Below are 9,540 nucleotides of genomic sequence, written 5' to 3'. Positions count from 1 at the left end.
TATTTCAATTGAGTTGTAAATTAACTTAATTATGGGTCGATAAACCTAGCTTTAAGGTCGATAAACCTAGTTTTATGGGTCGATAAACCTAGTTTTATGGGTCGATAAACCTAGTTTTATGGGTCGATAAACCTAGTTTTATTAACTATGAAACTATTATAAATAAAGGTTTACAGCTTATTTAAAAGCATTTAAAAGATTAAAAATAATTAAAAGCCCAATGAATGAAAAATTGCCCTATGTTTTCGCTACGCTCAAACTCTATTGAACTTCGCTTACGCTCAGTTCGAAGGGGCAATTTTTGGGTTAATCTCGTGATAACTTCAAAAAAGCAAAAGCAACTCGGAATTCGCTTCGCTCATAAGTTTTTTATACTCGCTTCGCTCGACCTAGATGCAAATTAAATCTGTTCGCACCCTCCGGGATGCTCTGTATCTCAGTCTCAGCAGCAAAGGGGAGTTTGTAATCAGGGAAAAAGCATGGCAAAAATTTTAATTGTGTCTGTTCGCTCGTAGACACTCGCTCTGTAAACTTTGGATAAAACCAACTGAGCTTAAAAACCAGGGCCACCGTAATCATAATCATCAGCTTTAGGTTGTACTGGTTCTGATTGAGTGCGTTTGGGAGGCGTATTTTGTATCGGTAATACGTATTCAGGAAGTGAATGCACCTCGAACTCAAAACATGGGGTACTGTTACGTCTTGAGTCTTCTAGTTTTTCATTCATTTCGTAGATGGACCAAGCTTCTTGTTTAAGTATAGGGCCTTGGTTTTTGATAATTTCATTCAAATCATTTTTTAGTTTGTCCTTATTTGTTGCATTCTTGATTAAGTAATTCAGGTAATACATGACTTCCAATGATGAAAATGGGTTGTTTTCAGCACTATAAAAATATTCATGTTGTTGATCTAATTGCTTTTGGCGTTCTTCGAGTTCTCGTTCTTGCTGGTTGTGTTCTCTGATTTTTTGGATTTGGGCGAGATATTCCGCTGTCGCATTTTGTTGTCCAACGCCTAGTTTTGGCTCTGGAAGGTATAGCGTGCTGTGGATCTCGTTATATTTTTCATAGCTGTCTGCTGAAACCTGATTTTTGATGGTGATGTCTTGGCCATCCAGTGTGTAGGTGACGGTCGGGCAGTGCTGTGCAAGGGCATCATTCAAATGATTTTCCCATTGTTTTCGGATATAGATCAAAAAAGTGGAATAGTCTTCATGGCCATCTTGAAGTTGGATTTTTTTGGCACCGCCTTTGGCTGGATCTTGAGGGTTATAGCGTTTGAAGTACTGTTCTGCGCTGCGTTCAATGCCGTCATCCGCTTTTAGCGAGAACATCAGATGACAATGAGGCTGATCTTCGCCACTGATACGTGATTTTACGTTGTGTATGGCGTATGAGTGCGGATATTGCTGTGGAACTATATGTTTGTCTAAAAACGTCTCTATGAGCGTTTTACGCTGTTCTGACGTGAACTCATTCGGTAGGGCAATTTCATACTCCATGTAGGCCTTGGCATTGGCTCGTTCATACGTATCTGCTGCCTGCCAAAAATCAATGGGATCTTTTACAAAGGCAGGCATACATCGACCAGGTTCAATATGTTCTATGGTCTCATTGCTGGTTTTGCGGATGCCTTCATACTGCATCAGCCGGGAAATGTAGAGATAATGGCCGGTCGCATAGCCCTTATTTTTGCTTTTGACGCTGAAGTGGTAGCTGGCCATGTTCACCTCTGCTGGGTTGTGGGTTCGGTTTTTATGCAGTGAAACGGAATGAAAACCGCCCGGATTTGAAATGCCTGTATGGCTGAAAAATCCGGTTGAAGGGGGTCAAGGGGGAAGCGCCCCATTGCGTACTAGTTTCTCCGATGAGGAGAAACTGTCAAGTGCGAATTATTTAATATAAAAATAAAATTTCTTGAAAAGAATTTTTATTTTTATATTAAATAATTATTTTCAGACTGCCCTCTTTAAATATGGTAAAACCATATTTAAAGAGGTTGCAGTTCTGAAAATTTGGCGGCAGATGATGGAAATGGAAAAAGCAAAAAAGCGTGGTCGACCTGCTCAGTTGTTACAGATTGCTGAGTTACATGCATTTGTAGAGTTTTTAGAACAGCAAGAACAGCTTTCTGATCTTCAATCTCAAGTGTTAAAGGCTTTAAATAGTGTTGATTGTAATTTTGAGGGGCTAACTCAGACAGATCAGGTTCTGGTCAAAGAGGCTTTAAAACCTTATCGTGAACATCTGAAGTTGAAATTGCTGTTTGAAGAGTTGAATAATCTGCCTCTTAAAACCGAGTATGAACAGAAGTTTTTAGATCTGTATGAACTTTTTCAAAAGAATGCACTAGATCAGATGGAACTAAATATTTTAAAAACCTTGGCGACACGGTATCTGAATTTTAAAGCGCAAAAGCTTGAATACAGTGATTTAGAATTGTATTTGAGTCAGCTACAGAAGAAGGATGCTGGGAAAAAACGCAAAGCTGAAAATCAACGTAAATTTGAATTAGGTGGTGCTGTTCTTGTCGCATTTAAGAAACTCAATATTGATATTAGCAATGATACTCCTCAACAGATTACCAATCGGATTGTGAATACGACAAAGTTTCATAATGAAGTACGTAAATCTTTAATTTTTAAAGATGTTAAGACATATGAAAATGAATATTTTAAAGCAAATAAACTTTTTATTCAGGTGTTAGAAGGATTACATACCTGGCAAAAGGGCGGAGAATTATTGTCAGTAATTGAAATTAAAAAGGCCTTAGAAAAAGGCGAAGAGTAGTTTATTTAGCAGGGATTTTAGAGAAGTTGGACATTTCTATTTTGGGCTTACATTGGAATTTCGCATAAGGTGTATTATGTTATTTTTAGAAAAACTTAACTTAAATAAATAAATAAATCTAATATATTATTTTTCTCACAATTTCATAAATATCAATTATCTAATAAGCTTTAAATCCTCTTACTAAGTCTGTATGGTGTTTTATCAGAAAGATACTATAGAGGGTAATATGCATAGTTTTTCTGTAAAAGAATTGGATCAGTTGATTGAAAATGATCTAAAGGAAAAGAAAAAATCCAGTAAGTTATTGATTGGATATAAACTATTTCATGATCTAATGAATGACCCTAAATTTCATGCAGAAGTGACAGATTCAGCCCTGAGTGCCACAAAACGAAAATATAAGAACCTCAAGATCAAGATTACGACGGATAAATATCAACTTCATTTTGAATAAAACATAAAAAAGAGAGCTAGCAGCTCTCTTTTTTATGATAGAAGTGTACTCACTAGTACACTTCTATCATCTCCATTTTACATAATGGTCATTATGAATAGGTTTTACAATTTCATTAATTATCATATAGATATATTTTTTTGACTTCGTATAAGGTGTATTATGTTAATTTTAGAAAAACTAATTGATTCTTGAAAGTAAACAGGCTTCCATTATCAGATATTAAGAGGTCTCAAATTCTTTCTGATAATAGATTAACTAATACTTTTAATTCATCTCGTAATTGATTTAAGTTATCAAACTCAATGTTCTTGGTAAGCTCTTTAGGAATCTTTTCTGCTTCAGCAGATAAGTCTCGCCCTTTATCTTTTAATGAAATAAGAACTCGTCTTTCATCATTAGGATCACGTGATCGATTAATTAGACCAGATGTCTCCATTCTTTTTAATAGTGGGGTTAATGTTCCACTATCAAGATGTAAAATTTGTCCAAGATCACCCACACTTACACATTCTTTTTCCCACAAAACCAACATCACTAAATATTGAGGATAAGTGAGTCCGAGAGGTGTAAGAAAAGGGCGATAAGCTTTTACGATTAAATTAGATGCAGCATAAATAGGAAAACATAGTTGCTCATCTAAGCAAAGCTGATTCTTGGACATAGCTTTTTATTTGGTATAGACAGTGGTAGACACCTGTATATTACCTCGAATAGCATTGGAATAAGGACATACTTGATGCGTTTGTTCCACGATTTTCTCTGCATCAGCTTGTGAAATACCTGAAAGCGTGACATCTAAGTGTACTGTCAAGGCAAATCCACCATTGCCATTAGCAACTATTCCAACAGTACTCAGGACCTCTACATCGTTATCACGGATTTTATATTCTTTATTGCTACGAGTTACATGGATCACTGCATTTCCAAAGCATGCAGCATAGCCAGCTGCAAATAATTGTTCAGGATTCGTTGCATCACCTTTACCACCTAATTCTTTTGGCAAAGCCAATTTTAGTTCTAAGATACCATCTTCACTACGAATCGTTCCCGAACGTCCACCGACTGCTTTGACTTGAGTTGAATAGAGAGTACTCATGTATATTACCTTGCTTAATATTATATTGTGTAAAATATAATTGCACACAATTAAATATAGGTCAATTATTTTCCTTTGTTTTTTATTTAACATAATGGGCGTTATATGAAATTCAAAAAAATGATACTATTTTTGTGATAATTAAATAAATTTTAGGTGAACATAAGTTAAATAGAGCTTATATCGGCCATATAATTTTAAGGTTCCCAGAATTTATCACCCTGAGTTTCATAAAATTTACTAATGAATTCTTGAAAAGTATTAGCAACAATGTACCAATCTTGTCTTTGATCTATAGGTAAGACAACAAAAATAGAGCCGTAATCATCACTATTAGGATCACATCGAACTAACAATAAGTCTGAATCTCCATAGAATTCTCCAATAATTAAGTCACTTTGAAGAGCGTCATTATTACGATTACTTTTATAAATTTTTGAAGCAAAAATTACTTCCTCAATAGAATATAATTTTAAGCCCCATTGTCCGTATTCTTGATCTTTAAATAGATCTGCACCATTAGATACTGTATAAAAATTCTCTAATACTTTTGGTAAAAGTACTTGGGGTATTTGTGGGTAAATTTTGCTTTTTAGGTTTAATGAACACTGCAAAGGAAAGGGACATTCCATACCTCTCTGAATAGCTTTCTTAGGTTCAATCTCCCATTCATTATGTATTTTTTCTATAATTTCATGAACACTATTCATTTATTAGACTCTTAAAAAATCCTTAACTTTTACTAAAATTAATTTTCAGACTTATCCCACCAACTTTGAGCTAAATCAGTATTTTTAGGAATGCCTATACCATCACGATACATAACGGAAAGACTTCGCATTGCTTTCTTATTACCTAACTTTGCAGCCTTTTCACGAAGTTCTAAAGCTTTCTTAATATTAACTTCTATTCCGCTATCTGCGCGAGTATATAGGTCAGCTAACTCAACCATTGATTCAGAATGACCATTTTCTGAAGCTTTCTGAAACCACTTAAAAGCTTTTTGGAAATGTTCTAAAGAATCGTTTTTGTCATCATCCTCTATTAATCTAGCATAGGTAACATATCCATCAGCTAACCAAAACATTGCTGCTACATTTCCATTTTCAGCTGATTTAATAGCCCAAATTTCAGCTTGATTTTCATCTGAATCAACACCATGACCATATAGATAAATCTCAGCTAATTCTAACTGGGCAGAAGTATCTCCACTTTCTGCTTTCGCTAATAAATCATTAGAAAAAACAGGTTCTGCAAATGTTTCCATTGAAAGGCAAACTCCTAAAGCCATAAAAATATTTACTAATTTATTCAATTCTTAACCTTTAAATTAAACTCTTAGGCTTGTATGTTTTTACATCATACCTAAAAGAAAACTCTAAAATTAGAGTATATTTTTAGTCCTATTTAACATAGAAACTCTTATGCGAATCTAGAAGGATTAAGCTATTTCGTAATATTTTATCCAATAAGCATTGTCAAAAATATCAATGTAATAGCTTGGCCTCTTACAATGTGAAAAATATTCACAGCATAAATCTCTAATAATTTCAATTTCTTCTAGGCTATCGGCAGCATTGACTAAAAATATAAACTTGTCTAAGTTAACAAGTAATTTAGTACTATTTTTCAAAGGTTTATTATTAGACATTGAACCCTATGTGTTTTCCTGTTGGAAGCTCTACATCAATACGAAGTTTTCCACCCATTGCTTCAACATACTTTTTCATCGTTGAAATTTTAAGATCATGACCACGATTTTCGATTGCTGATAATGACGGCTGTTTAATTCCAAGGGTTGCAGCTAGTTCTTTCTGGGAAATTTCTAACTCTTCTCGGATAAGGTGAAGCTGACTTTCTAAAAGTAATTCATCAGCCATTTTTTGAATACGAGCTTGACTCTCTGGAGAGCGACTAGCCAATAATTCTTGTAAGCTCTTAGCCATTAGATTGATCTCCTAAAGTTGAGAGATGAAGTGCGTATTGCTCATCTGCAATTGCTAGCATCTCTGTATAAAAACGCTTTTTATTACTCTTATCACCAATACACAGCACAATCGCTTGTCTTAGGGGATCGAATGCAAAAAATGCCCTTAACGGTTTACCACGATGCTGAACACGTAGTTCCTTCATATTGGTAAATTTAGAATCGTAGACGGTATCTACTAAAGGACGACCTAAACTAGGCCCTTGCTGTTGTAGAACAACCAATGCAGCTAAGACTTTCTCTTGTGTTGCTTCATCTTGCTGTTCAAGCCATTCATTAAACAGATCCGTTGTAATGACTGTCCACATATTACAATCACAATATAGATTACAGTCTATATATTAAATCTGATTGAATGACTTTGCAAATGGCAATAAAAAATCCCGACGTCATGTCGGGATTTTTCAGTATGGAGCGCATAGGTAGGGCTGACTACCTGATGGTCATGGTGTCTGACTGATTATTATTGTTGTTTTAAGTCATTGAACATCCTGTCCATATAGATCGATCATAAGAGCTTCATCGGGGGATAGATACAGACAATTTCGTGAAACGCTGTAAGCCAAAACGTACAAAAAATAATCAAAATTTATCCCAGTGGTTATCCACAGAAATAGTGGATTCTTTTGGGTAAAAAAGCTTATAAACTCTATGGAATTGCTATTTTTGATTATTTTTTAAACAATTTTATTGGCAAGAAGTATCAAAATTGAGCATAAAAAAACCGACTTGTTTCTAAGTCGGTTGAACGAGGTCGTTCCAGAGGGTATGACTCAATGTAAGCTACTGATCTTAAAGTAATCTTAAAGATCCATTTCGCATAAGCTCCATTATGTTAAATGGAGGCTTTCACAGTTGAAATTTAGTATTTAAGTATTCGATAAAGCCCTCAATTTTCTTAATCACGTATAAGCAGATATACAAAGGACTCAGATTATCTTGCTGAGCTCTCTGTACTCTATACTTCGCCCTTTCTAAGACAGCAATTACATAGTGTATAGAGCTTTTTAGAATTTTTTTAGAATCTTTTTTTGAATACAGATAACAATCAATTTTTTCAAAAGGCCCATCATTGACCAATATTTCCAATATAGTGTCGCTAATGGATTTACTTATTGATTGCTCCATATGTTCAAATTCATATGAATGTAGAGCTTGTGCTATAACTATTTGAAGATTATTCATTATGATTATTTAATGTTAGCCAATTTTGATCCTAGCATTATCTCCTGAAAAGAAAAAGCGTATAAAACCTAAAGTAAACATTGAGTTATTTTTATTCTTCATTATGAAAAGTTAAAAAAATGATTCTAGGGCCAGAGCTGACTTGGAATTTAATGGCGTTAAAGTACCTGCTGGTCATGTCCATGCAACATTAATGGCCGCTTTTGAATTTGCATATGCTCAAGTAATATCAACTGAAGATTATGTTGGCTAAAGCTTAAGATTTCCTAAAATTAACATAATACACCTTATACGAAATTCTTTGTAAAAAGCATTTTAAAACAATGTCTTATGGATGTAAAAACAGCCTAAGCAGTCACGCTCAGGCTGTTTTAGTGATTTTTTATGTTTCACGATCAATTATTGATCATTGTTCCACGGTTTTGATTAGTCTGATTAAATAGTCCTATCATCCATAGGGCTTGAAAAAACGGCTCCAGAAGCCCCTTTTTTCTGGTTCTGGCTCAATATGTTCAGGGACTGGAATACGCTTATTCTCGATAACCTCTGACTCCTTAGGAGGCATAGCTATGACGTCCTCTTTTTCTTCTACTGTGGATTCTGCCTGTGTTGATCCAGGATCATCAGATTGTGTTGTATTGGTTTTTGGAGCTTCCAATAGGCGTTGCATAGTTTCAATTTGATTTTGATAGAAGCTTTCTCTATTTTTTGCATCATCTAGCTGATTTTTTAGTAGGTCTATCTGCTGTCTAAGGAGTAAAACTTCTGCCGAAGTTGGACTGTCTACTTTTACAGTTTCTTTTACACTCTGTTTTTGTACTGGCTCACCAAATACCCGGATCGCTTCTGCAAGATCAATCTTATTGTCAGAATTTTTACTTAAAATACCTTTCTTTATATTGTTGTAAATGGTTTGTCGATTAATATTGTAAAGCTTAGAAAGCTCAAGAACTGTAAGGCTTTTCATGTGTAAATCTCTGCCTAATCTTGTAAAAAATTAGTGTCTATTAGACTGTCTAATAGACAAATCAGCAAGTCTATCTTCTATGCAGCTTTGAAGCCTACTTTTTGGAGATAAGGATAGAGTTCTTTAAACTTTTCTGGGTTTTGAAGCATTTCTGCAATGCGTACAGCGAATTGCGGATAGCTTTCTGTACCATGAGAATACTTTCCCATTTCAGGAAGTTCTGACAGTTTGTGGGAAAACAGATGGCGTTGAGCATCTGTCATTTTTGAGAAAATATCTATAGTGTCTGGGTCACGCTTATTTTTTATTGGCAGATTACTCATTTTTTTCTGTTTGAAAGTGAATGAAAAACCTGAAATAGAACGCCCTTTTTTATGTTGCTCATATTTAGCTGTTATATCGGTTAACTCATTTACCTGCTTAAGAGCAAAATCTAAAACATATGTTTTAAAGTTACTCATTGTTTTGTATTGATGAGGTTTGACACCAAGTTGTTGTCTAAAGATAGATAGATCAAAAAGTGGCGTTTTTCCGGCAGATCTCCATTGAATTAATAGCTCGTATAGCCGAATAGCATATGAGCTACTTAACCTAGAAACCTGCTGCAATTCATATTTAGTGAAATTTTCTTCAAGTCGAGTTATGAGTGGAACGATATCTTGGGTGAATCGTAGGAAAATAATTCCTGATTGAGATTCATACCCAATTTTGTCGACCCAACGACAATGAAAGCTACGATCCTTACCTGTCTTAGGATTAATGTCATGGTATGTGACATAGCGATCAAATAAGCTTTTAGATGCCTCTCTGAGTACGGTATAAGCGGTATGTTTCTCGACATTAAAAGTATTTATATAACTACTTGCATGTACTTCTAAAAGACTATTTTCAGTTATCCCATGTCCAGTTTCTCGAGCTTCAGCAATGGCTAATAGGATCAGTCTTTGTTCAACTGTATCTAAGGTATAACTTGCTTGAATTAGAGCATTATCCTTTACGATTAATTCACTCATTTCTAATAATAAATTTATAATTAAACTAGGTTGTACAATAGAC

General features: G+C 34.7%; 13 protein-coding genes and 1 pseudogene. 3 read left to right on the top strand and 11 right to left on the bottom strand.

Translation table 11 applies throughout. The annotated features are described in order from the left end of the window. Positions 1–553: 553 nt before the first annotated feature. The gene (locus GO593_RS19025; protein ID WP_002134206.1) at positions 554–1,723 is read right to left on the bottom strand and encodes a MobA/MobL family protein; all 1,170 of its coding nucleotides are present in this window, start codon (positions 1,721–1,723) and stop codon (positions 554–556) included. A gap of 304 nt (positions 1,724–2,027) precedes the next feature. Here GO593_RS19025 and GO593_RS19020 point away from each other — a divergent pair, with 304 nt between their 5' ends. Together GO593_RS19020 and GO593_RS19015 are read left to right on the top strand one after the other, a co-directional pair. Then, entirely contained in the window at positions 2,028–2,789 is a 762-nt protein-coding gene (locus tag GO593_RS19020; protein WP_000425105.1) for a hypothetical protein, read from the top strand. A gap of 229 nt (positions 2,790–3,018) precedes the next feature. Beyond that, a complete protein-coding gene (locus tag GO593_RS19015; RefSeq protein WP_000555568.1) occupies positions 3,019–3,246 on the top strand; it encodes a hypothetical protein in 228 nt (75 codons plus the stop codon). Positions 3,247–3,478: 232 nt separating this feature from the next. Here the strand turns inward: GO593_RS19015 and GO593_RS19010 are convergent, their stop codons facing one another. The 8 genes from GO593_RS19010 to GO593_RS19305 all read right to left on the bottom strand — a co-directional run bounded on the left by GO593_RS19010 (position 3,479) and on the right by GO593_RS19305 (position 7,517). Further along, positions 3,479–3,910 (bottom strand): MarR family winged helix-turn-helix transcriptional regulator, encoded by a 432-nt coding sequence (locus GO593_RS19010; protein ID WP_000042163.1) that lies wholly within the window; start codon positions 3,908–3,910, stop codon positions 3,479–3,481. 6 nt (positions 3,911–3,916) lie between these two features. Further along, the gene (locus tag GO593_RS19005; protein ID WP_000105988.1) at positions 3,917–4,345 is read right to left on the bottom strand and encodes an organic hydroperoxide resistance protein; all 429 of its coding nucleotides are present in this window, start codon (positions 4,343–4,345) and stop codon (positions 3,917–3,919) included. 197 nt (positions 4,346–4,542) lie between these two features. Beyond that, the gene (locus GO593_RS19000) at positions 4,543–5,055 is read right to left on the bottom strand and encodes an SMI1/KNR4 family protein (RefSeq protein ID WP_001089573.1); all 513 of its coding nucleotides are present in this window, start codon (positions 5,053–5,055) and stop codon (positions 4,543–4,545) included. Positions 5,056–5,093: 38 nt separating this feature from the next. Next, a complete protein-coding gene (locus GO593_RS18995; protein ID WP_000447196.1) occupies positions 5,094–5,612 on the bottom strand; it encodes a tetratricopeptide repeat protein in 519 nt (172 codons plus the stop codon). 174 nt (positions 5,613–5,786) lie between these two features. Beyond that, the gene (locus tag GO593_RS18990) at positions 5,787–5,996 is read right to left on the bottom strand and encodes a hypothetical protein (RefSeq protein ID WP_000069474.1); all 210 of its coding nucleotides are present in this window, start codon (positions 5,994–5,996) and stop codon (positions 5,787–5,789) included. After that, positions 5,989–6,291 (bottom strand): helix-turn-helix domain-containing protein, encoded by a 303-nt coding sequence (locus tag GO593_RS18985; protein WP_001129974.1) that lies wholly within the window; start codon positions 6,289–6,291, stop codon positions 5,989–5,991. The genes GO593_RS18990 and GO593_RS18985 overlap by 8 nt, the downstream gene beginning before the upstream one ends. Beyond that, positions 6,284–6,640 carry a type II toxin-antitoxin system RelE/ParE family toxin gene (locus GO593_RS18980; protein ID WP_000269904.1) on the bottom strand — a complete coding sequence of 119 codons (357 nt, stop codon included), beginning with the start codon at positions 6,638–6,640 and terminating at the stop codon, positions 6,284–6,286. The genes GO593_RS18985 and GO593_RS18980 overlap by 8 nt, the downstream gene beginning before the upstream one ends. Before the next feature lie 541 nt (positions 6,641–7,181). Next, positions 7,182–7,517, bottom strand: coding sequence for a hypothetical protein (locus tag GO593_RS19305; protein WP_001061698.1), 336 nt, complete (start codon positions 7,515–7,517; stop codon positions 7,182–7,184). A 130-nt stretch (positions 7,518–7,647) separates the two neighbouring features. On the opposite strand from GO593_RS19305, the pseudogene GO593_RS19300 reads away from it, so the two are divergent. Next, positions 7,648–7,770 (top strand): annotated as a pseudogene (locus GO593_RS19300) (cysteine hydrolase); the annotation flags it as partial. Positions 7,771–7,965: 195 nt separating this feature from the next. On the opposite strand, the gene GO593_RS18965 reads toward GO593_RS19300, so the two are convergent. Together GO593_RS18965 and repM are read right to left on the bottom strand one after the other, a co-directional pair. Next, the gene (locus tag GO593_RS18965) at positions 7,966–8,484 is read right to left on the bottom strand and encodes a plasmid replication DNA-binding protein (protein ID WP_000839337.1); all 519 of its coding nucleotides are present in this window, start codon (positions 8,482–8,484) and stop codon (positions 7,966–7,968) included. A gap of 77 nt (positions 8,485–8,561) precedes the next feature. Beyond that, positions 8,562–9,497 carry a replication initiation protein RepM gene (repM, locus tag GO593_RS18960; RefSeq protein WP_001292329.1) on the bottom strand — a complete coding sequence of 312 codons (936 nt, stop codon included), beginning with the start codon at positions 9,495–9,497 and terminating at the stop codon, positions 8,562–8,564. Positions 9,498–9,540 lie beyond the last annotated feature (43 nt).

This window comes from Acinetobacter baumannii (genome assembly GCF_009759685.1).
In the GTDB taxonomy this organism is placed as follows: domain Bacteria; phylum Pseudomonadota; class Gammaproteobacteria; order Pseudomonadales; family Moraxellaceae; genus Acinetobacter; species Acinetobacter baumannii.
The sequence above is the reverse complement of the archived record's forward strand: the minus strand, read 5'-3'. Positions and strand labels throughout refer to the sequence as shown.

What these genes read in the sequence shown, in the direction of transcription:
- GO593_RS19005 (WP_000105988.1), bottom strand. Translation starts at nt 4,345, where the DNA reads ATGAGTACTCTCTATTCAACTCAAGTCAAAGCAGTCGGTGGACGTTCG.
- GO593_RS18985 (WP_001129974.1), bottom strand. Translation starts at nt 6,291, where the DNA reads ATGGCTAAGAGCTTACAAGAATTATTGGCTAGTCGCTCTCCAGAGAGT.
- GO593_RS19025 (WP_002134206.1), bottom strand. Translation starts at nt 1,723, where the DNA reads ATGGCCAGCTACCACTTCAGCGTCAAAAGCAAAAATAAGGGCTATGCG.
- GO593_RS18995 (WP_000447196.1), bottom strand. Translation starts at nt 5,612, where the DNA reads ATGGAAACATTTGCAGAACCTGTTTTTTCTAATGATTTATTAGCGAAA.
- repM (WP_001292329.1), bottom strand. Translation starts at nt 9,497, where the DNA reads ATGAGTGAATTAATCGTAAAGGATAATGCTCTAATTCAAGCAAGTTAT.
- GO593_RS19010 (WP_000042163.1), bottom strand. Translation starts at nt 3,910, where the DNA reads ATGTCCAAGAATCAGCTTTGCTTAGATGAGCAACTATGTTTTCCTATT.
- GO593_RS19000 (WP_001089573.1), bottom strand. Translation starts at nt 5,055, where the DNA reads ATGAATAGTGTTCATGAAATTATAGAAAAAATACATAATGAATGGGAG.
- GO593_RS18965 (WP_000839337.1), bottom strand. Translation starts at nt 8,484, where the DNA reads ATGAAAAGCCTTACAGTTCTTGAGCTTTCTAAGCTTTACAATATTAAT.
- GO593_RS18990 (WP_000069474.1), bottom strand. Translation starts at nt 5,996, where the DNA reads ATGTCTAATAATAAACCTTTGAAAAATAGTACTAAATTACTTGTTAAC.
- GO593_RS18980 (WP_000269904.1), bottom strand. Translation starts at nt 6,640, where the DNA reads ATGTGGACAGTCATTACAACGGATCTGTTTAATGAATGGCTTGAACAG.
- GO593_RS19020 (WP_000425105.1), top strand. Translation starts at nt 2,028, where the DNA reads ATGGAAATGGAAAAAGCAAAAAAGCGTGGTCGACCTGCTCAGTTGTTA.
- GO593_RS19015 (WP_000555568.1), top strand. Translation starts at nt 3,019, where the DNA reads ATGCATAGTTTTTCTGTAAAAGAATTGGATCAGTTGATTGAAAATGAT.
- GO593_RS19305 (WP_001061698.1), bottom strand. Translation starts at nt 7,517, where the DNA reads ATGAATAATCTTCAAATAGTTATAGCACAAGCTCTACATTCATATGAA.